The following is a 20,535-nucleotide window of genomic DNA, read 5'->3' as shown; positions in this document are numbered from 1 at the left end:
CTCACACCTCGTCTTCGCGCTGCAACTCGAACAACAACAGCGAGCGCCCGGTCACGGCGTACTCGTGATCGAACTCAAAGCGTTCCTGGCCGCGTACGGCGGGCTCGTTGGTGTCGAGCATGCAGGTCCAGAACTCACCTTCAGGCACCGGCGGCAAGCGGAAGTTGACCATGTCGTGATGGGCATTGACCACCAGCAGCAAGGTAGCGTCGGCGCCGGGACGGCGAATCCCGGTTTCCTGGGCACGACCATCCATCAACATGCCCAGGCAGCGACCGTTGCTGTCCTGCCACTGTTCGGTGGTCATCTCGTTGCCATCCGGCGCCAGCCAGGTGACGTCCTTCACGCCGATGTCTTCGTTGTAGTCGCCCACCAGGAAGCGGCCACGACGCAGGATCGGGTAGGCCAGGCGCAGCTTGATCAGGCGCTTCACAAACTTGAGCAGCGCCTTGCCATCTTCGTCCAGGTCCCAGTTGATCCAACCGATCTCACTGTCCTGGCAGTAGGCGTTGTTGTTGCCGTGCTGGGTGCGCGCAAACTCATCGCCAGCCACCAGCATCGGCGTGCCTTGGGACAGGAGCAATGTGGCGAAGAAGTTGCGCATCTGGCGCAGGCGCAGGGCATTGATTTGCGGGTCGTCGGTCGGGCCTTCGACGCCGTGGTTCCAGGACAGGTTGTTGTTGCTGCCATCCTGGTTGTTTTCGTCGTTGGCTTCGTTGTGCTTGTCGTTGTAGGAGACCAGATCATGCAGCGTGAAACCATCATGCGCGGTGATGAAGTTCACCGAGCTGTAGGGACGGCGCCCACGGTGGTTGAACATTTCGCCGGAGGCGGTCATGCGGGCCGCGAAGTCGGCCAGTTGGCCGTCATCGCCTTTCCAGAATGCACGCACGGTGTCGCGGAAACGGTCGTTCCATTCCACCCAGCCCGGCGGGAAATTGCCCACTTGATAGCCACCGGGGCCGCAGTCCCAGGGCTCGGCGATCATTTTCAACTGGCGCAGCACCGGGTCCTGGCGGCAAGCCACGAGGAAGCTGTGACGCTCGTCGAAACCCTCGCGGTAGCGGCCGAGAATGGTCGCCAGGTCGAAACGGAAGCCGTCGACGTGCATCTCGGTGGCCCAGTAACGCAGCGAGTCGGTGACCATCTGCAATACGCACGGGTGGCTCAGATCAAGGGTGTTACCCGTGCCGGAGTCGTTGATGTAGAAACGCTTGTCGTCCGGCATCAGTCGGTAGTACGAAGCGTTGTCGATGCCGCGCATGGACAGTGTCGGGCCGCGCTCGTTGCCTTCGGCGGTGTGGTTGTAGACCACGTCGAGGATCACTTCGAGCTTCTGTTCATGCAGGTGCGCGACCATCTCCTTGAACTCGGCAATCTTGCCGCTGGCCAGGTAGCGCGGGTCGGGGGCAAAAAACGCGATGCTGTTGTACCCCCAGTAGTTGGTCATGCCTTTTTGCAGCAGGTGCTGGTCATTGACGAAGGCATGCACCGGCAGCAGCTCCACCGACGACACGCCTAGTTGGCGGATGTGCTTGAGCACGTCGTCTTCCATCAGCCCGGCGCAGGTGCCGCGTACTTCATCGGCTACGGAAGGGTGACGCATGCTGATACCGCGAAGATGGGTCTCGTAGATGATCGTACGGTCCCACGGCACGCGTACCGGTTGGTCGTTGCCCCAGGTGTGCGCCGGGTCGATCACCTTGCACTTGGGCACGAAGGGTGCGCTGTCGCGCTCGTCGAAGCTGAGGTCGTCATCCGGGTGGCCGATGGTGTAGCCGAACAGCGCCTCCGACCATTTGAGTTCGCCCACCAGTTGCTTGGCATAGGGGTCGATCAGCAACTTGTTGTGGTTGAAACGGTGGCCGTTGGCCGGGTCGTAAGCACCGTACACGCGGTAGCCGTAGATCAGCCCGGGGTGGGCGTCGGGCAGATAGCCGTGGAAGGTCTCGTCGGTGTATTCGGGGAGTTCGATACGTTCCAGCTCGACCTCGCCGGAATCATCGAACAGGCACAGTTCGACCTTGGTTGCGTTGGCCGAGAACAGGGCGAAGTTGACGCCCAGACCATCCCAGGTGGCGCCCAGCGGGAAGGGCAAACCTTCACGGATCCGCGACGGTTCATTGCCCGGCGTCGGTGGGGTTTTATCGGGTTTGCTCATTGAAAACTTGCTCCTGCAAAGATGTTTTTCAGGCCGAACGCGGCCGTGCCGACGAAATTTCAGCTGAGAATCTGGAAGGTGGAATCACCTCTTGCCGACCGTGCCGACAAGAGGGGGGTATCAAGGCTTGGGTTTCTTCGGCGCGGGTGGTTTTTTCGCGGCCGGTGGCGCCGGCTTGCTGGCCGCAGGCTTGGCTTTGGCGGCTGGCTTGGGCTTGGCGGCCGCCTTGGGTTTGCTCGGCGTCAGCGCTTCAGCTTCGGCCAGTTTGCGCGCCATCTCCCAATGCCGCGCGTCTTGCCCATGGGGCTTGCCTTCGGACTCCCAGATCTGGTGCGCCAACTCTTTTATGCGTTTTTCGTCAGTACTCATCGCAATGCTCCTCAACAGAAAATTTTCAGCTTTCTTGATCATCAGGATTGATAAGGACATTGACCGGGAAATCCCCCAGGGCAGTGCTGATCAACAGCTCCTTGTCTGGTGTGACTGCGCCTGTATGAAAAAGTCCCTTCCAGTTTTTGTTTGTCGCGGCGAACGGTAATTTCACCCGTGTGTCGCCCCAAACCTGCGCATTGATCTTGGGATGCACACCGTTTTCAAGCAGGTCATGCGGCCATCTCGGCACCACCACCAGCAGATAGTTGCCCTGGTGCTCACGCGCGAACGCGACCACCCGTTCGGCGTGTTTGCCAAGCACTTGCAGCGGTGTGTAGGTTCCCTTGCGGAACAGCTCGGGACAGGCCTTGCGCAAGCCCAGCACCTGGGCAATCAATGCCTGTTTGATACGCCCGTCGCGCCAGTTGAACAACAGTTCGCCGATGTCCGGTGGGGTATCCAGCGCCTGTTGCCGGGCGTTGAAGTCCACCGGCCTGCGGTTGTCCGGGTCCACCAGGCTGAAGTCCCAGAACTCAGCGCCCTGGTACAGGTCCGGTACACCCGGCACCGTCATGCGAAGCAAGGATTGCGCCAGGCCATTGAGCGCACCGGCCGGCGCGATGGCCTGGGCCGCCGCGCCGATGGCAGTGCGCAACACCTGGCCTTCATCGCTGAGCAACAGCCGCGACAGGTAGGCTTCGACGCCTTGTTCATAGGCTTCGTTGGGCGCGCTCCAGCTGCTTTGCAACTTGGCTTCGCGCAGGGCTTTCTGTTGCCATTGCCACAGGCGCTGCCGGTAGCCCTCGAAGTCATCGGTCTGGTCCAGGGGCCAACTGCCCAGCAGCACCTGGTAGAGGATCAATTCATCGCCCGCTGAAGGCGTACTTGCATCCGTCTTCAGTGGCGCGGCGAGGGCGCGCCACTGCTCCACCTGCTCGGCGTACCACGCCGCGCACTCGCTCAGCACGGCCAGGCGCGCGCGGGTATCTTCGCCGCGCTTGTGGTCATGGGTGGCGGTGGCCAACAGGTTGTCAGGGAAGCTCTGCAGGCGTTGTTGGTTGACCCCATGGAAGTCGGCCAAGGGGGCGCTGAACTGTTCGGTGCTGAAGCCCACATCGTTGCGCGACAGCAACACCGCCGAGCGATAGAACGCGGTGTCTTCCACAGCCTTGGCGGCGGCGGGCGACGTCAGTTGCTGGAAGCGCACGCAGGCATGCTTGAGGATCTTGCGTTCACGGCCCACCGGGCGATTGCGCCACGGCTGGCCGCCCAGCCAGTTGGCCAGGTGGTCGAGCACCGGCCAGTCGCCTTCGCCCAGGGTGGTGCGGGCGCCATCCATGGCCTGTTGGAACAGCCTGTCGTCAGCGGTACTGCGGCCACGGGCGCTGATATAGGTGCGGTACACCGGGAAGTGCACGATCAGTTCCTGCAAGGCTCGGCGGATGGCGCCGAGGGTCAGGTCGCGGGTCATCACATCGTCGCGGGCCACTTGCAGCAGGGCCTGGGCCACGCTTTCAAAGTCGCCGCCGAGGGAGCCGTTGAGGATCTGCTGGCGGGCCAATTGCGCTTCTTCGATAAACGCAGCAGGCCGCTCGCTGTGACGGGTCCACAACGCGGCCAATGGCGCGAAGCCGTCCGGGTGATGTTGCAGCAGCGACAACTGGTTCATGAACTCGTAACCGGTGGTGCCGTCCACCTGCCAGTCGTCGCGCAGGGTTTCGCCCTCGCCGAGGATCTTCTCCACGAAGATCGGCAAGTGCCGTTCGGGTGACAGCGAGTCCACCCGACGGCGCAGCTTGCGGCAGTAACCACGCGGGTCGGCCAGGCCGTCGATGTGGTCGATGCGCAGGCCATCCACCAGGCCTTCGCTGATCAGTTCGAAGATCTTGCCATGGGTGGCCTCGAACACAGCGCTGCGCTCCACGCGCAGGCCACCGAGTTCGTTGACGTCGAAGAAGCGCCGCCAGTTGATATCGTCCGCCGCGGTGCGCCAACTGGCCAGGCGATAGGCCTGTTGTTCCAGCAACTGATGCAGGCGCTTGAAGCCCTCGGGCTGGCGGCCGTCGAAGGCCTTCAAGCGCTGTTCGATCGCCGGCAGCACGTCGGTGGCGCGCTCGGCCAGCGCTTGCTTGAGCGACGCGGCCGCGTGGTAAGCGTCGTCCTGGTGGGCGAGGGCGCTGAAGCGCTCGGCCAGGGGATGGAGCCGTTCATCGGTGCCCAGGATCGCCGCGTAATCCTTGGGGCAGATGGGGAAACGGTGTTCGTAATGCTCGACATAGAACGCGCCGTGGTCGGCATCGAAGTGCAAGGTCAGGGTGCCGGCCTGCAGGGCTTCGCCGTAGTCACTGCCGAGGAACGGCATCAGCAATTGGCCTTTGAGCAAGGGGTCGGGCGAATGCCACTGGATGTCGAAGAACTCGCTGTAGGGGCTCAGGCGGCCCCACTCCAACAAGTCCAGCCACCAGGGGTTGTCGGCCCCGCCGACGGCCATATGGTTGGAGACGATATCGAGGATCAACCCCATGTCGTGTTCACGCAGCGCAGCGACCAGGCGCCGCAGGGCCGGTTCGCCGCCGAGTTCCGGGTTGACCGTGGTGGGGTCGACCACGTCGTAGCCGTGCATGGAACCGGCGCGTGCACTCAGCAGCGGCGAGGCATACAGGTGGCTGATGCCCAAACGGGCGAAATACGGCACCAGGGGCACCGCGTCATCGAGGGTAAAACCTTTATGGAATTGCAGGCGCTGGGTGGCGCGCAGGGGCAGGGCTTTCATCGGTCACGCTCATAGGCTTGGTTGCGCGCGACGGCCAACAGTTCGAGGCGGCGGGCGGCGCCGGCATTGTCGAGCAGGCTGGACGCCTCGCCCGGCAGGCGGCGGCGCCAGTTGGGGTGGGTATCGGTGGTGCCGGGCAGGTTGGCTTGTTCCTCAACGCCGAGGGCGTCCTCCAGCGGCAGCAACACCAGTGGGGCCCGGGTGTGGCCGAGGTAGCGCACGCTGGCGTCGATCATATGGTCGGTTTCATTGCGGATCTCTTCGACGAAGTTCTGCGGATCCTGGCTCAAGGCCTGGCGCAGTGCCTGGCGTTCGCGCAGGCGGTGCTCGCTCCATTGCTCCACGGTCGGCGCATCGATCAGACCCAGCTGGATGTTCCACTCGATATCGCGGCTGTGCCACCAACCGTTGAGGGTCGGCAGGTCGTGGGTGCTGGTGGTGGCCAGGGCGTTGTCCGGCCAGTCGAGGATCGGCTTGAACTGGCCCTCGTGGTTCTGTTCGAACAGCAACACACGCATGCCCAGGATCGAGCGGGCGATGAGCTTTTCGCGCAGGCCATCCGGCACGGTGCCCAGGTCTTCACCGAGCACGATGGCCTGGTGGCGATGGGATTCCAGGGCCAGCAGGCGCAGCAGGTCGTCCACCGGGTAATACAGGTAGGCGCCGTCACGCGGCGAGGCGTCCATGGGCATCACCCACAGGCGTTGCAAGCCCATCACGTGGTCGATGCGCAAGCCGCCGGCGTGGGCGAAGTTGGCGCGCAGCATTTCGATAAAGGCGCGAAAGCCGTGGCGCTTGAGGCCTTCGGGGGAGAACGCGGAAATGCCCCAGCCCTGGCCGGCGCGGTTGAGAATGTCGGGTGGCGCGCCCACGGTCAGGTCGGCGAGCAATTCATCCTGGCGGCTCCAGGCCTGGCTGCCACCCCCGTCGGCGCCCACCGCCAGGTCGGCAATCAGGCCGACGCCCATGCCGCTGCCGCGTGCGGCTTGTTGCGCGCGCTCCAGGCAACGGGCTATCAGCCATTGGCAGAACGCGAAGTAGCCGATCTCTTCACGGTGGTCTTCGGCGAACAGGGCCAATGCCGGGCTCTCTGGGGTGCGCCACTCTTCTGGCCAATGGCGCCAGTCGAGGTCTTCACCGGCGGCGGCGCGGGCGGTTTGCACGGCTTCGAAGCGGCAGTGGTTTTCCAGGGCCTCACCGCCGGCCTGGCGGAAACTCTGGAAGTCGGCGTGTTGCGGGTGGTGGCCGTGGCGGAAGTCTTCGTACAACGCACGCAGCAGGCGCTGCTTGGCGTTCGCTGCGGTGGGCCAGTCGATCAGGCTGTGTTGCTCCAGGTCGTGCAGTTCATCCGCCAGACCGCTGGCTTCGATGGCGTTGCGCACTTCGCGCTCGCCCAGGATGCAACCCGGCGAGGCATACAGGCTGTTGAGGAACAAGCGGCTGGAGGGTGAGTACGGGCTGTAGCGCGCGGTGTCGGCGCTGAACATCGCATGCATCGGGCTGATCGCCAGGGCATCGGCGCCGCGCTCGGCCGCTGAGCGGGCCAGGTGTTCCAGGGCCAGGGTATCGCCGAAGCCGCCATCGCCCAGGCGCCGCAAGCTATACAGTTGCGCGCTGAGGCCCCAGGCGCGGGCAGGTCGGCTGTCGACCGCTTCGGCCACGCTGTAGCAATGGGTGGGCGCGACGGCCAGGGTGAAGGTCTGGTCGGCAATGTGCACCTGGTGGTAGCCGAGGGCGATGACGCCGGGCAGGACGGCGTCGCCATCCAGGCGCAGCTCCAGGGTTTCACCGTCTTCCAGGCAGACCCGGCACAGGGTGTCCGGTTCGAAGTAGCGGGCCAGGTCCAGGCCTGCGCCGCTGTCGATGGTCAGCAGGGGCGGCAGGTGTTTGTCTTGTTGCACCTGTTCCAGAGCCCGCAGGCTGGCGTTGACCTCGGCATCGGTGTCGGCGGGGTGGCCCAGGCCTTTGAGGACGGCGCGCAGGGCGTCGGGTTTGACACGTTGCGGGCGGCCGTTTGCGTCGATCCAATCGACGGCCAGGCCCGCTCGGCTGGCGAGGATTTCCAGGTTCGCTTCGCTCAAGGGTGCTCTCCAACAGGGGATAGGGTGACGCGTGCGCTATACGGCGGCAGGTGCGCGCCGGCGTTGGCAGGCGTTTCAAATAGCACAGGCGCCGTCGCCGGATGATCCAGCGGCGTGGCGCTCAGGTTGAGATCGATCTGCAACAGGCTGCCATTACCCAGGCGCCAACGAGCGCTGACGGCGCCTTCGGCCAGCACCTCGGCGCCCAGGGCCACGCTGCCGGGCAAGTGCGGCACGATGTGGCCGTGGCGCAGGCTCAGCAGTTGGCGGTAGAGCTCGGTGTGCTCGTTCTCGTGAAAGCTTGGCGTGGTCTGCAAAAAGGTCGTCAGGGCATTCGGGTCGGGGATGCGTTCGCGTCGCTCCGAGTCCTGGAACGCGGCGAAATCCTTGAACTCATTGCGACGGCCTTCGCGCACGGCTTCTGCCAGTTCGCCATGGTGATCGGTGAAAAACAGGAACGGCTCGCGGGCGTTCGATTCGTCGCCCATGAACATCAACGGGATCATCGGGGAGAGCAACAGCAGGGCGGTCGCCGCCTTCAATGCCTGCGGCGAGCAGAGTTGATGCAGGCGCTCGCCCAGGGCACGGTTGCCAATCTGATCGTGGTTCTGCAGGAAGGCCACGAACGCGCTCGGCGGCAGATGCCCGCTGGGTTCGCCACGCTCATGGCCATGCCGGGTGGTGTGGCCCTGGTAGATAAACCCTTCGCCCAGGCAGCGCGCCAGTTTGGCCGTGGGCTCTTCGGCGAAGTCGCTGTAATACGCGTCGGTTTCGCCGGTCAGCAGCACATGCAGGACGTTATGGAAGTCATCGTTCCATTGCGCGTCGAAATCCTGCTGCAGGAGACTGGCCTGGTTGAGTTCGTTTTCCAGCATCAGCCAGACGTGCCGGCCGGAGTCCACCTGTTCGCGCACCCGGTGCGCCAGTTCCTTGAGGAAGTCCGGGTTGTCGATGGCGTGGACGGCGTCCAGGCGCAGGCCGTCGAAGCGGTATTCGAGCAACCACATCAAGGCGTTATCCAGGAAAAAGTCGCGCACCTCGCGCCGGTTGAAATCGATCCCGGCGCCCCAGGGCGTGTGCACGTCTTCCTGGAAGAAGCCCTTGGCGTACTGACCCAGGTAGTTGCCGTCCGGCCCGAAGTGGTTGTAGACCACGTCGAGGATCACCGCCAGGCCGTGCTCGTGGGCGCTGTCGATCAGGTGCTTGAGCTGTTCGGGCGTGCCGTAGGAGGCTTGGGGCGCGTAGGGCAGGACCCCGTCATAGCCCCAATTGCGATCACCGGGGAATTGCGCCAACGGCATCAATTCAATCGCGGTAACGCCCAGCTCGGCCAGGCGTGGCAGGTGTTGCTCGATGCCGGCATAACCACCCATGGCGCCGACATGCAGTTCATAGATGACGGCCTCGTGCCAGGGGCGGCCTTGCCAAGTGCTGTGGCGCCAGTGATAGGCAAGGGAATCGACCACCACGCTCCAACCGTGCACATCCGCAGCCTGGGCCCGGGAGGCCGGGTCGGGTACATCCATTTGCCCATCGATATTGAAGCGGTAGCGCGTGCCCGCCGGGCACGCTATTTCGGTTTCAAACCAGCCATCTGCCTGCGGCAGCATGGCAACAGATTTGCCGTGTTCCAATTCAACGCTGACATAAAACGCGTCTGGCGCCCACAAGGCAAAACGCGTGTGTTGCGCGTCCAGCATGATTGCGCCGTGGGGCCAGGTTTCCAGAGTCCGTAACGGCATCTATAGAGACCTCCCGATGATTATTTAGCGGATTTCCCCAGTGCTTTAGCCACCAGTCGCTCGTACAGCTCGGCGTAGGGTTCCACCGCCTGGCTCCAGTTGAACGGTTGGGTCATTGCTCGGCTGCGCATGGCATTGAGCAGGCCAGGGAAGGCAAACACCTTGAACGCGCGGCTCAAGGCTTCTTTGTAGCTGTCGACCGTGGATTCATTGAACAGAAAGCCGGTCACACCGTTTTCGATGGTGTCGGCCAGGCCGCCGGTGTTGCGGGCGACGGGCAGGGAGCCAAAGCGCTGGGCGTACATCTGGCTCAGGCCGCAGGGCTCGTAGCGCGAAGGCATCAGCAGGAAATCGCTGCCGGCGAACATGCGGCGGGCATCGGTCTCGTTGAAGCCGATGCGCACACCGATCTGGCCGGGAAAGCGCAGCGCCAGTTCGCGCATGGCGTTTTCTTCTTCCGGCTCGCCGCGACCGATAATGGCGATCTGCCCACCTTGCTCGACGATAAAACTGGCCACCGCTTCGGTGAGGTCCAGGCCTTTCTGGAACACCAGGCGCGAGACCACGGCGAACAGCGGGCCGGTCGAGTCATGCAGGCCGAACAGGTTGCGCACCTGTGCGGCATTCACGGCTTTGCCTTCCCAGTCGCCGATGTTGAAGTTGTGCGTCAAGTGCGGGTCGGTGGAGGTTTCCCAGCTGTCTTCAATGCCGTTGGGAATACCGCTGAGCAAACCTTGCTGGGTCTTGCTGGCCAAAAAGCCATCGAGGCCGCAGCCGAACTCGGGCGTCGTGATTTCCCGGGCATAGGTGGCGCTCACCGTGGTGATATGACTGGAATACGCCATGCCGGCCTTGAGGAACGACATCTTGCCGTAGAACTCCATGCCCTCCTGCTGCAAAGCGTGAGGTGGAATGCCCAGCTCTGGCGTCGACGCCAGGCTGATCACGCCTTGATAGGCCAGATTATGGATGGTGAACAATGTCGGCGTGCGTGACCCACGCCAGTGCATGTACGCCGGGGCCAGGCCGGCGGGCCAGTCGTGGGCGTGCACCAGGTCCGGGCACCAGTGGATCTGTGCCAGGTTCGCGGCCATGTCGGCGGCGGCCAGGCCCAGGCGGGCGAAACGAATATGGTTGTCCGGCCAGTCGCGGCCGTTGTTGGCGCCGTAGGGTGTGCCTTCGCGCTCGTAGAGCTCGGGGCAGATCAGTACATAGATGACCAGGCCATCCTTGAGGTCCATGCGCCCGATCTTGCACGGCGGCAGCGCCGCGTGGCCGCCCAGCTCACCGATGATATGGATCGGGTTGTCGCTTTCCATCACCTGCGGATAACCGGGGATCAGCACCCGCACATCGTGCAGGTGGGCCATGGCGCGGGGCAGGGCGGCGGAGACGTCGCCCAGGCCACCGGTTTTCACCAGGTCGGCAAACTCGGAGGTCACAAACAGGACTTTCTTACGGTTGGGGTTGTGGCTCGGAACCGGCCGCACTGTGGTGAGGTCAGCCAACGCGGCGACCCCGCCAACGCTCTGACTAACACGCTCTCCCTGAATACTTGCAGCGGCACTGATCATAATTCTCTCCACGTGTTGGTCGGCTAATGGCCGGCTGCCATTAACTCCGTCGACCGCATCCTGCGGCCACGCGCACAAGCGCTGTACAGATCTGGCAAGGCTTATGCCAGTTGCACGGTTGGCAGATATAGATTGGATGGACGGGCATCGGGCTGGAACCGTGTGTGCTCGTCGTACCTTAAAACTTGACCAATGGCCGAGTTGAAAAGTTTAGATTTTTTGCGGGGTTTTTGTTTTGGAACGGACCCATCGGTCATGAGTCTAGGACAGATCCCAGAGCCTGTAGGCTTTCTGGGAATATTTTGTAGGACAAAATAATTGTAACCATATGCCAGGGTGGACCGGACTCTGTGGCGAGCAGGCTTGCCCTGCGTTGGGCTATGTAGCATGGGGGAGCGCTTCGCGCTCCAACGCGGGGCAAGCCCGCTCGCCACAACAAGCCCGCTCGCCACAACAAGCCCGCTCGCCACAGCAAGGCGGTTCGCTATAAGAGTGCGAACGCACAGAAACGGTGCGTCAGCCCAGCACGCGAATGGGCATGCCGTTCGTCCAGGCTTGAATGTCTTCGATCATCTGTGAATAGAACTGCCGGTAATTCTGCTCGCTCACGTAGCCCACGTGCGGGGTGGCCAGCACATTCGGCAACCTGCGCAACGGGTGATCCGCCGGCAACGGCTCCTCGGCATACACATCCAGCGCCGCCCCGGCCAGGCGACCGCTTTCCAGGGCCTGCACCAGTGCCTGCTCATCCACAATCGGCCCGCGTGCAGTGTTGACCAGGCGCGCGCCGGGTTTCATCCAGCCCAGCGCCTGGGCATCCACCAGCCCACGGCTACGGTCGCTGAGTACCAGATGAACGGTAAGGATGTCCGACTGTTCAAACAGCGCTTGCTTGCTGACCCAGGTCACGCCGGACTCGGCGGCACGTTCCGGCGTGAGGTTTTCACTCCAGGCAATCACGCGCATGCCGAACACCTGGGCGAACTGCGCGACCTTCTGGCCAATGCTGCCCAGGCCCAGAATCCCCAGGGTCTTGCCGTGCAGGTCGCCGCCGAGGCCCACCTGCCAATGGCCGGCACGCAGCGAATTGGCTTCGGCCACCAGGTTGCGGGTGGAAGCCATGATCAATGCCCAAGTCAGTTCCGGCGCGGCGTGTTTGTAGCTGTCGGTGCCACAGACCTGAATGCCCAGGGCCTTGGCGGCGGGGATGTCGATGGCGGCGTTGCGCATGCCGCCGGTTACCAGCAACTTGAGCCGGGGCAGGCCTTGCAGCAGTGCCTTGTCGAACGTGGAGCGTTCGCGCATCACGCAAATCACCTCGAACCCCTGAAAACGCTCGATCATCGTGGCGGTATCCGCCGGGTAATCGTGCAGGAAGTGCACCTGGCCCACCGTCTCAAGGACTGACCAATCCACCACGCCTCTGGCCACGTCCTGCCAATCATCAATGACTGCGATCTGTACCGACATTCACGAGTGCCTCGAAAAAGGTTGGATTAAAGGGCGTTCAGCCCCTGCAACAGTGCTGCGTGAAACCGGGCCGGCTCTTCCATTTGTGGCGCATGCCCCAGGCCTGGGAATTCCACCAGGGTGGCATGGGGGATCAGCTTGGCTGCCTGCTTGCCGAGCACGGCGTAGTTGCCGAGCTTGGCTTTGACGGCTGGCGGCGCGACGTCTTTGCCGATGGCGGTGTTGTCGGACGTGCCAATCAGCAGCAGCGTCGGCATCTTCAGGTCCTTGAACTCGTAGTACACCGGCTGGGTGAAGATCATGTCGTAAATCAGCGCCGAGTTCCATGCGACCCGCGTATGCCCGGGGCCGTTGCTGAGGCCGGCGTACATGTCTACCCAGCGCTCGTACTCCGGCTTCCAGCGCCCGACGTAATAAGTGTTGAGTTGGTACTTGCGGATGCCCTCGGCACTGACATTCAGCTCACGGGCATACCATTGGTCGACGCTGAGCGAGGGCACGCCCAGCGCTTTCCAGTCTTCCAGGCCGATCGGATTCACCAGCGCCAACTGTTCGGTTTGCCCGGGGTACATCAGGGCGTAGCGCGTGGCAAGCATGCCGCCGGTGGAATGGCCGACAAGGGTAGCCTTCTGAACACCGAGCTTTTCCAGCAGTTGGTGGGTATTGAGAGCCAGTTGCTGGAAGCTGTATTGATAGTGATCGGGTTTGCTGGAGCTGCAGAAGCCTATCTGGTCCGGCGCGATCACGCGGTAGCCGGCGTCGCTCAGGGCCTTGATCGAACTTTCCCACGTCGCGCCGCAGAAGTTCTTGCCGTGCATCAGCACCACGCTGCGACCGTTGGGCTTGCCATTGGCCGGAACGTCCATGTAGCCCATTTGCAGCGACTCGCCTTGGGATTGAAACTCGAAATGCTTGAGCGGATAGGGGTAGTCGAAGCCTTGCAGTTCAGGACCGTAGGTGGCGGCAAACACCGGCGCAGCGGTGGCCGTGATCAGGCCGGCGATGCAAAAAGCGCGGAACAGAGGCATGGGAAGGGCTCCTGGAAAGGTGGTTCGGATGCTGTTGCCCAAGGATTAAGCAGCGATTAAACCCATTGCAAAGTCACGGCGGCCAGCACGCCATAACGCAGGCCTTTGGCCAGGGTCACCAGCAACAGAAATCGCCACAACGGCTCGCGCAGCACTCCGGCTACCAACGTCAGCGGGTCGCCAATGATCGGCACCCAACTGAGCAACAGTGTCCAATGGCCCCAGCGCTGGTAATGCTGGCGGGCTTTGTCCAGTTGCTGGTCGCTGACCGGAAACCAGCGTCGCCCCTTGAAGTGCTCCACCCAGCGCCCCAGCCACCAGTTCACCACCGAACCGAGCACATTGCCCAGGGTGGCGATACCCAGCAACAGCCACAGGCTGTAATGCCCGCTGAGCAGCAGGCCGACCAGCACGGCTTCCGATTGCAGGGGCAGCAAGGTCGCGGCGCCAAACGCCGCGAAGAATAACCCCAGGTAGCCCGCGATCATTGCGCCGGGTATTCAGCCACGACGACATCTTTACCCTCACGGGTCAGGCCGATGACCTGATAGGCCTCGCTGCGGCCTTCCACTTCCATGCCGGGCGAGCCCATGGGCATGCCCGGCGCGGCGATTCCCAGCAGGTCGTCGCGCTTGCGCAAGGCCAGCACCTGTTCGGCGGGGACGTGGCCCTCGACGAATTTGCCGTCGATCACGGCGGTGTGGCACGAGCCCAGGCGCGGCGCTACGCCCAGGCGTTGCTTGACGGCACTCATGTCGGCTTCGACGTGGTCATTGACCTTGAAGCCGTTGCTTTCCAGGTGGCTGATCCATTTTTTGCAGCAACCGCAGTTGGCGTCGCGGTGCACGTCGATGGGGATCAGGTCGGCGGCCTGGGCCAGGGTGGCGGTGAACAGGGTCGACAGCAGGGCCAGGCGCAATGGGATTTTCATAGGATCTCGCGTGCAGGTGGGATGGCGGCGATCATGACGACGTCATCGCAGGCAGGCCAGTGTCCACAGGGCGAGAATGTTTCAAGATTATACGAGCGGTGGATTTTCCAGCCGGTGCTTGAGCTGGTCCAGGGCAAGTGCCGACAGTTCGATCATGCGTTTATGCAAGGTGGCAAGTTGCAATTCGGTTTCATAGGTCAGCACCCGTTTGAACAGCGTGCCGCCCTGGTGGGGCATGAGGAAGTAATGAATCGAACCATCCACGGCCAGGGACGTAAACACGGTCTTGAACTCGCCGGGGCGCCGGGCGATCTGCACGCGGTAGCTCATGGGCACGCGTACACCCAGCAGGTCGATCATTTCGGTGAAGCGGGCGCCGGCGGGGAGTGAGCCAGTGGTGCCGGTGTCGGCACCGAGGGACGTGGGGTGCCATTCGTGCCAGCGATCCGGCTGGGTCACATAGTCATAAACGGCATCGATGGGAGCCTGGATAAAGCGTTCCTGACTGATCCGTTCCAAGCGGACCGACTGCTCGGCTGCGCGCATGGCACACCTCCTGTGCGTCTTCGAACTGTCAGAATAGTCCCACTCCCGCACATTGCACGGGAGTGTTTCAGCCGTTTATCAGCACACCTTGAAACGACTCATCAGGGTAATCACCCGCCCATTCGCCTCGAGCAGGCTCTGGGTATTGTTTTCGGTGGCGTGGCCGCTCTGTACCAGCTCTTCGACCATTTGTCGGATCTGCACCATGCTGCGGTTGATCTCCTCGGTCACCGCGCTTTGCTGTTCGGCGGCCGTGGCGATCTGGGTGCTGAGGTTGTTGATATGGCTGACGGAGCCGGCCATTTCATCCAGCCCGGTATTCACCCGCGCCGTGGCGTCCGCCGCCGACTGGCAACTGGCCTGGGTGTTTTCCATCGCCGCCACCGAGGAACTCACGCCTGCGGTCAGGCGCGTGAGCATGTCGTTGATCTGCGAGGTACTGGCCTGGGTGCGTGCGGCGAGCGCGCGCACTTCATCGGCAACCACCGCAAACCCACGGCCTTGCTCGCCAGCCCGCGCCGCTTCGATGGCGGCGTTGAGGGCCAGCAGGTTGGTCTGCCCGGCAATCGCGCCGATCACGCCGAGGGTTTCGGTGATGCGTGCAGCGTCCTGGCGCATGTTCTCTACGCTGTGGGTAGCGCTGGAGACTTCGCCGATCAACGCGCTGACGCTGTTGGACGCCTCACCGACCACCACGCGGGAACGATCGGCATGCTCGTTGGCACGCAGGGTGAACGCGGCGGTTTCGGCGGCGTTTTGCGCCACGGTGTCGGCGGTGGAGCTCATTTCGGTAATGGCGGTTACCGTCTGGTCGGTCTCCGAGGCATGCCGCACCAGGATCTGGTTGGTGTGCGCCGAGGTCTGTTGCAACTGCGCAAGGCTCGACGACATGGCGCCGGTGGCCTGGGTCACTTCGCCGATCATGTTTTGCAGGTAGACGATAAAGCGGTTCACCGAATGGCCGATGGCACCCAGTTCGTCTTCGGCGCGGATGGTGATGCGTCGCGTGAGGTCGGCGTCGCCGGCGGAGAGTGCGTCGATATTGGTTTTCAGTGACTTCATGCGCTGCACCAGTTGGCGGATCGCATACACCGCGAGCAGCACCAGCAGCAACACCATGGGGATCTGCAACAGCGCCAGGCTGCCGAGCACGTCATTGCGCTGGGCGGTGATCAGCGAGGTGGGCAGGGCGGTGGCTAGGAACCACGGTGTGCCTTCGATAGGGCGCATGTAGAAGGTGCTGGCCACGCCCTGGTTGTCGAACTCATTACGTTGCAGGGCCTGGTCACGATGGGCCAGGGCTTTGCTGACCTGGGCGGCAAACGCGGAGGTGCCGGTGAGTTCGCTGATGTTTTTCAACACAACCGGGCCGCTGATGCGCGAGCTGTTGCTGATGATCTTGCCGTCGCCTTCGACGATCAGCATTTGCCCGCCGATGTCTTTCTCTTTGCTGGCCACCAGATCATTGAAGAAACCCAGGGTCACGTCGATGGTGGCGACGCCATAAGGCACGCCGTCGCGCTGGATTGCCATGGCGCAGTTGGTGCGCGGCTCCTGGCTGGCGTCGTCCTTGTAGGCGGCGGCCCAGGCACATTGACCGCGTGGCGAAGCGAGGCCGCCCTTGTACCAGCTCTGGTCGTAATAGTTGGGCGCCGGGTCGCTGTTCCAGAAGGTGTTCACGGTCAGCTTGCCCGATGCATCGCGGTGCCAGAACGTGCTGTGCTTGTTGCGCCCAGGGGTGCGCTGGTTGGGCAGCGGCCAGATGCCGCCGCCGAAGACTTTCAACTCGCCATATTGGTCGACCAGGCCCGGCAGGACCTTGTCGATGGCATCGCTGTCGAGCAATGGAATGGTCTGGGTGATGCTGCGTTGCTGGGACTGGACCTTGTTGAGTTCGCCCTGGATCTGCTCGGCGACCTCGGCGACACGGTTGAGCACTACCTGCTCTTCGGTGTGCTGTAGCTTGGGCGCGACCAACTGGCCGATACCCACCACGGTCAACACAAATAACACCAGGACGAACAGCACCAGGAACAGGGTATAGCGGGCTTGGATGGAGCGCAGTGGGGGCATGGGGTCGTCCTTACGAAGCGTTTATTGTCGACGCGGCTTTGTTAGAGCTTCGTAGGGCTATCGGCTTGGCAGGACAGAGCTTTAGGTACGATGGTGCAAGAAAATACCGCGCCGGTGACCGGCGCGGTATTTATTCAGATATCCAGCATAGCCATGACGGCCTCGGGGTAGCGCAAGCCGGCGGGCGCCTCGGCAGGGAAGATGGCCTCCAGCGCCGCCAGTTCGCCCGGGCTGAGGCTGACCGACAGCGCGGCGACATTCTCTTCCAGGTATTTGCGCTGCTTGGTGCCGGGAATCGGGATGATGAAATCACCCTGCGCCAGCACCCACGCCAACGCCAGTTGCCCGGCGCTGATACCCTTGTCGGCGGCCAATGCCTGCACGTTCTTCACCAGTTCGAGGTTCTTGCCGAAGTTCTCGCCCTGGAAGCGAGGGCTGAAGCGGCGGTAGTCATCGGCGCCGAAGTCGTCCGGGCTTTGCAGCGCGCCGGTGAGAAAGCCACGGCCCAGCGGGCTGTAGGGCACAAAGGCGATGCCCAGGCGCTGGCAGGCAGCGAGGCAGCCGTTGTGTTCCTGGTCGCGGCTCCACAGCGAGTATTCGCTTTGCAGGGCGCTGATCGGGTGCACCTTGTGGGCGCGTTCCAGGGTGGCGGCGGAGGCTTCGCTCAGCCCCAGGTAACGCACCTTGCCCTGTTGCACCAGCTCGGCCATGGCGCCGACGGTTTCTTCGATGGCGACCTCCGGGTCGATACGGTGCTGGTAATACAGGTCGAGGGTTTCTACGCCAAGTCGTTGCAGCGTGCCGTCGATGGCCTTGCGGATGTATTCAGGGCGGCCGTTCACACCCCGCACGGCGGGGTTGGCCGGGTCACGCACGATGCCGAACTTGCTGGCCAGGAACACCTGGTCGCGCTTGCCGACGATGGCCTTGCCGATCAGTGCTTCGTTGGTGTGCGGGCCATAGATATCGGCGGTGTCGAGGAGGTTGATGCCCAACTCCAACGCGCGGTGCAGGGTTGCCGTGGCTTCGCGGGTGTCGCTGCCGGGGGTGTAGAAATCGCTCATGCCCATGCAGCCGAGGCCAATGGCTGAGACGAGTGGGCCGTGGGTGCCGAGTGTGCGGGTATGCATGGGTTGTGCTCCTTGGGTGGGAAGGCCTGTATTGTCACGCTCGACAAAACCGGGATAAACCGGCTAAAAGCACTAACACTATTCGTAATATCTGAATAATCAGCGCAAGGAGCCGCCCCTTGGACCGTTTCAACGCGATGCGCGTGTTCACTCGGATTGTCGAATTGCGCGGCTTTGCCAAGGCCGCCGACAGCCTGCAATTGCCTCGCGCCTCGGTGACGGTGTTGATCAAGCAATTGGAGGCGCACCTGGGCGTGCAACTGTTGCAGCGCACCACGCGGCAAGTCAGCCCGACGCTGGATGGCGCGGCGTACTACCAACGCTGTGTGCAGTTGCTGTCGGACCTTGAGGAAACCGAGGCGGTGTTTTCCACGCAACGCCAGAACCCGCGCGGCACCTTGAGTGTTGACATGCCGTCAGGCATTGGTCGATTGATCGTGATTCCGGCCTTGCCTACCTTCACGGCCCGCTACCCGCAGATTGAATTAGAGATCAGCTTGAACGATCGCACGGTAGACCTGATTCGCGAGGGTGTGGACTGTGTGCTGCGCGGCGGTCAGGCGCTCGATGAGTCGCTGGTTGCCCGGCCATTGGCGATGATGGACCAGCTGACTCTGGCCAGCCGTGCTTACCTTGAGCGTTTCGGCGTACCGGAAACGCTGGACGATCTGGCCAACCATCGGATGGTGGAGTATGTCTCCCGTACGAGCGGCAAACGCTTTGGCCTGGAATTCCAGGTGGGCAGTGAGTTGCGCGAGATCAACTTGGAAAAGGTGATTGCCGTCAGCAGTTCCGACGGTTATTTCGCCGCGTGTGAAGCCGGCTATGGCTTGATTCAGGCCCCGTACTATCACGCCACGCGGCAACTGGCCCAAGGTTCGTTGGTGGAAGTGCTGCCACATCTTGCTCCCCCCGCCATGGCGCTCACTGCGTTGTATCCACCCCATCGCCAACTGTCACAGCGGGTGCGGGTATTTATCGATTGGCTGGTGGAGGTGTGCACCCATCCGGACAGCCCATTGCAACGCCAGACGTGAGTCTGGGCGCATTAGCAGGGTGTTCAGAAGAGGTAACTCTTGCGCTCAGGCAACCCTAGTTCCCGGCGCATGCCATTTTCCGTGAAGTGCTCGGGGTTGATGGTGGTGGGCGGGGTAGCAGGATCGTTATCGAAGTTATAGGGGCGCGCGCTGTTCGGCAAGCCGACCACCTGAAGCTCGCTGTTGGGAGTTAGATCTGAAATCTCTGGATCGGACGGCGAGTGCTCCAGGGTCCGGCCTGGCAGGTAGGTGCCTGTTGCGCCATTGTAGGCGTGCCCGATTTCGTGGACTAAACCGATGATGGGCGGTGCCAGGGTGTCTTGTCTAGGGGAACCCAGGTCCATCGGATCGAAATTCAACAGCCCCTTATCGGCGCGGGCTCCGGGCTGGCCGTCATGGACCCTGCCGCGTCTTGGGTCGTCACGTTCTATATTTCTGCCTATGTCGGGTGGCAGCTTAGCCAGTTCCGAGCTGCCAAAACCGTAGCTGCTGCCGTCTTCGGATTCCTCTTGAACGATGACTTTTCCTCCAGCATTTGCAGCTTCCCTGTCCATGTCCTCAAGCATCTTTTGCCCGGTAGGCGAACTGCGCAAGAACTCGAAATCATCGGCGACACGCTGCTCGAACTCAGGACGACCAACGACTCTAAAGCCTTCGTCACCGGCGTTGCTGGTCTTCACCTTGGTAAATGTGGAGCCTTGGGAGGAGTCGTAGGCATCACCCGCTTTTGCGTATATCAGATCGCCACGCCTATTGTTGAAGATCTGGTCTTTGCCTTTGCCGGTATAGAAGGTCGTTCGGTCATACCCTACCAATTGGTCGTTGCCCTTACCGCCATGGAGGATCGTATGTCCGTTGCCAGCATAGAGGCGGTCGTCACCACTTCCGCCATCCAAGTAGCTTTGCTTGTTCACGGGCCCGGCGCCGGCATACAGCCGATCATTACCATTGTTGCCATACATGACGGTGTTGCCGGAGCCGCCGATGAGGATGTCGTCGCCGTTATTACCTTCCGCGTAGCCAGTGCTGCTGCCGAGGCGAAGGGTGTCGTTGCCCGCACCACCCAGTAGGTGGGTTTTGCCACCGCCAGCAGTCAGGGCATCGTCCCCGTCACCGCCATCAATCGTGGCGGGGTTATTCACATCAGGGCTGATGGTGACGCTGTCATTCCCGCCGCGGGTGTTGATCTGCAAATTGATGGGCTGGCCCTTTTGGTCGGTGCTGTCGAATGCATAAGCATTGCCATTGATTTGCAGGTTCAGGCGACCGTCCGGGCTCTTGCCAACGTACACGGTGTCGGCTTTATTCCCCGTGTCGACAACCAAGCTGACACGCTTGAGTCGGGGCTCGTCTTCGGACAGGTCCCACATAGCCTCTCGCTTGATGGTCATGTAGCCGTTATCGACCAGTGTTTCGGATTTGGACCGAAAGGGGCCAATGCCGGGGTCGGAGAAACGAGCTGGGGTGTAGATCGAGTGTTGAGCGTCGGGGCGCGTTGGAAGGATAGGGGGATATTGTTTGCTCGTTGTGCTGATGAGATTGGGGAGATGGGGCACTGGATTGCATCCAAAGTCTGTCGAGTGAGAGCCTGATGGGTGGCATCCTCGCGCAGATCGT

General features: G+C 62.4%; 15 protein-coding genes and 1 pseudogene. 1 reads left to right on the top strand and 15 read right to left on the bottom strand.

What is annotated here, in order from left to right; translation table 11 throughout:
- Position 1: 1 nt before the first annotated feature.
- From glgX to LUU92_RS14905, 14 genes and pseudogenes are all read right to left on the bottom strand, one after another.
- Positions 2-2,161 carry a glycogen debranching protein GlgX gene (glgX, locus tag LUU92_RS14965; RefSeq protein ID WP_071488163.1) on the bottom strand — a complete coding sequence of 720 codons (2,160 nt, stop codon included), beginning with the start codon at positions 2,159-2,161 and terminating at the stop codon, positions 2-4.
- 120 nt (positions 2,162-2,281) lie between these two features.
- The gene (locus LUU92_RS14960; protein WP_222539639.1) at positions 2,282-2,530 is read right to left on the bottom strand and encodes a DUF2934 domain-containing protein; all 249 of its coding nucleotides are present in this window, start codon (positions 2,528-2,530) and stop codon (positions 2,282-2,284) included.
- A 25-nt stretch (positions 2,531-2,555) separates the two neighbouring features.
- Positions 2,556-5,306 carry a malto-oligosyltrehalose synthase gene (locus LUU92_RS14955; protein ID WP_222539640.1) on the bottom strand — a complete coding sequence of 917 codons (2,751 nt, stop codon included), beginning with the start codon at positions 5,304-5,306 and terminating at the stop codon, positions 2,556-2,558.
- The gene (gene malQ / locus LUU92_RS14950) at positions 5,303-7,387 is read right to left on the bottom strand and encodes a 4-alpha-glucanotransferase (RefSeq protein WP_257102192.1); all 2,085 of its coding nucleotides are present in this window, start codon (positions 7,385-7,387) and stop codon (positions 5,303-5,305) included. Before malQ ends, LUU92_RS14955 begins: the two co-directional genes overlap by 4 nt.
- Complete coding sequence (treZ, locus tag LUU92_RS14945; protein WP_257102191.1) at positions 7,384-9,129, bottom strand: malto-oligosyltrehalose trehalohydrolase; 1,746 nt, start codon at positions 9,127-9,129, stop codon at positions 7,384-7,386. The genes malQ and treZ overlap by 4 nt, the downstream gene beginning before the upstream one ends.
- A gap of 20 nt (positions 9,130-9,149) precedes the next feature.
- Positions 9,150-10,703 carry a glycogen synthase GlgA gene (glgA, locus tag LUU92_RS14940; RefSeq protein WP_071488168.1) on the bottom strand — a complete coding sequence of 518 codons (1,554 nt, stop codon included), beginning with the start codon at positions 10,701-10,703 and terminating at the stop codon, positions 9,150-9,152.
- A gap of 516 nt (positions 10,704-11,219) precedes the next feature.
- Complete coding sequence (locus LUU92_RS14935; protein ID WP_257102190.1) at positions 11,220-12,173, bottom strand: D-2-hydroxyacid dehydrogenase family protein; 954 nt, start codon at positions 12,171-12,173, stop codon at positions 11,220-11,222.
- A gap of 26 nt (positions 12,174-12,199) precedes the next feature.
- Complete coding sequence (locus tag LUU92_RS14930; RefSeq protein WP_071488170.1) at positions 12,200-13,201, bottom strand: alpha/beta fold hydrolase; 1,002 nt, start codon at positions 13,199-13,201, stop codon at positions 12,200-12,202.
- A 56-nt stretch (positions 13,202-13,257) separates the two neighbouring features.
- On the bottom strand, positions 13,258-13,689 hold the full coding sequence (locus LUU92_RS14925) for a YqaA family protein (protein ID WP_257102189.1): 432 nt from the start codon (positions 13,687-13,689) through the stop codon (positions 13,258-13,260).
- A complete protein-coding gene (locus LUU92_RS14920; RefSeq protein WP_092243878.1) occupies positions 13,686-14,132 on the bottom strand; it encodes a DUF411 domain-containing protein in 447 nt (148 codons plus the stop codon). The genes LUU92_RS14925 and LUU92_RS14920 overlap by 4 nt, the downstream gene beginning before the upstream one ends.
- Before the next feature lie 87 nt (positions 14,133-14,219).
- Positions 14,220-14,678, bottom strand: coding sequence for an SRPBCC family protein (locus tag LUU92_RS14915; protein ID WP_071488173.1), 459 nt, complete (start codon positions 14,676-14,678; stop codon positions 14,220-14,222).
- A gap of 78 nt (positions 14,679-14,756) precedes the next feature.
- Positions 14,757-15,569, bottom strand: a complete 813-nt coding sequence (locus LUU92_RS29385) for a methyl-accepting chemotaxis protein (protein WP_503366965.1) — start codon at positions 15,567-15,569, stop codon at positions 14,757-14,759.
- A gap of 48 nt (positions 15,570-15,617) precedes the next feature.
- Positions 15,618-16,751, bottom strand: a pseudogene (locus tag LUU92_RS29380) (HAMP domain-containing protein); the annotation flags it as partial.
- 134 nt (positions 16,752-16,885) lie between these two features.
- Complete coding sequence (locus LUU92_RS14905; RefSeq protein WP_071488175.1) at positions 16,886-17,881, bottom strand: aldo/keto reductase; 996 nt, start codon at positions 17,879-17,881, stop codon at positions 16,886-16,888.
- A 119-nt stretch (positions 17,882-18,000) separates the two neighbouring features.
- On the opposite strand from LUU92_RS14905, the gene LUU92_RS14900 reads away from it, so the two are divergent.
- A complete protein-coding gene (locus tag LUU92_RS14900) occupies positions 18,001-18,918 on the top strand; it encodes a LysR family transcriptional regulator (protein ID WP_071488176.1) in 918 nt (305 codons plus the stop codon).
- Between the two features lie 23 nt (positions 18,919-18,941).
- On the opposite strand, the gene LUU92_RS14895 is transcribed toward LUU92_RS14900, so the two are convergent.
- A complete protein-coding gene (locus LUU92_RS14895; protein WP_257102187.1) occupies positions 18,942-20,309 on the bottom strand; it encodes a M91 family zinc metallopeptidase in 1,368 nt (455 codons plus the stop codon).
- Positions 20,310-20,535 lie beyond the last annotated feature (226 nt).

Origin of the sequence: Pseudomonas extremorientalis (assembly GCF_024584605.1) — a bacterium.
GTDB classification, from domain to species: Bacteria; Pseudomonadota; Gammaproteobacteria; order Pseudomonadales; family Pseudomonadaceae; genus Aquipseudomonas; species Aquipseudomonas extremorientalis.
The sequence above is the reverse complement of the archived record's forward strand: the minus strand, read 5'-3'. Positions and strand labels throughout refer to the sequence as shown.

What these genes read in the sequence shown, in the direction of transcription:
- glgX (WP_071488163.1), bottom strand. Translation starts at nt 2,161, where the DNA reads ATGAGCAAACCCGATAAAACCCCACCGACGCCGGGCAATGAACCGTCG.
- LUU92_RS14960 (WP_222539639.1), bottom strand. Translation starts at nt 2,530, where the DNA reads ATGAGTACTGACGAAAAACGCATAAAAGAGTTGGCGCACCAGATCTGG.
- LUU92_RS14955 (WP_222539640.1), bottom strand. Translation starts at nt 5,306, where the DNA reads ATGAAAGCCCTGCCCCTGCGCGCCACCCAGCGCCTGCAATTCCATAAA.
- treZ (WP_257102191.1), bottom strand. Translation starts at nt 9,129, where the DNA reads ATGCCGTTACGGACTCTGGAAACCTGGCCCCACGGCGCAATCATGCTG.
- glgA (WP_071488168.1), bottom strand. Translation starts at nt 10,703, where the DNA reads ATGATCAGTGCCGCTGCAAGTATTCAGGGAGAGCGTGTTAGTCAGAGC.
- LUU92_RS14935 (WP_257102190.1), bottom strand. Translation starts at nt 12,173, where the DNA reads ATGTCGGTACAGATCGCAGTCATTGATGATTGGCAGGACGTGGCCAGA.
- LUU92_RS14930 (WP_071488170.1), bottom strand. Translation starts at nt 13,201, where the DNA reads ATGCCTCTGTTCCGCGCTTTTTGCATCGCCGGCCTGATCACGGCCACC.
- LUU92_RS14925 (WP_257102189.1), bottom strand. Translation starts at nt 13,689, where the DNA reads ATGATCGCGGGCTACCTGGGGTTATTCTTCGCGGCGTTTGGCGCCGCG.
- LUU92_RS14920 (WP_092243878.1), bottom strand. Translation starts at nt 14,132, where the DNA reads ATGAAAATCCCATTGCGCCTGGCCCTGCTGTCGACCCTGTTCACCGCC.
- LUU92_RS14915 (WP_071488173.1), bottom strand. Translation starts at nt 14,678, where the DNA reads ATGCGCGCAGCCGAGCAGTCGGTCCGCTTGGAACGGATCAGTCAGGAA.
- LUU92_RS29385 (WP_503366965.1), bottom strand. Translation starts at nt 15,569, where the DNA reads ATGTCGTCGAGCCTTGCGCAGTTGCAACAGACCTCGGCGCACACCAAC.
- LUU92_RS14905 (WP_071488175.1), bottom strand. Translation starts at nt 17,881, where the DNA reads ATGCATACCCGCACACTCGGCACCCACGGCCCACTCGTCTCAGCCATT.
- LUU92_RS14895 (WP_257102187.1), bottom strand. Translation starts at nt 20,309, where the DNA reads ATGACCATCAAGCGAGAGGCTATGTGGGACCTGTCCGAAGACGAGCCC.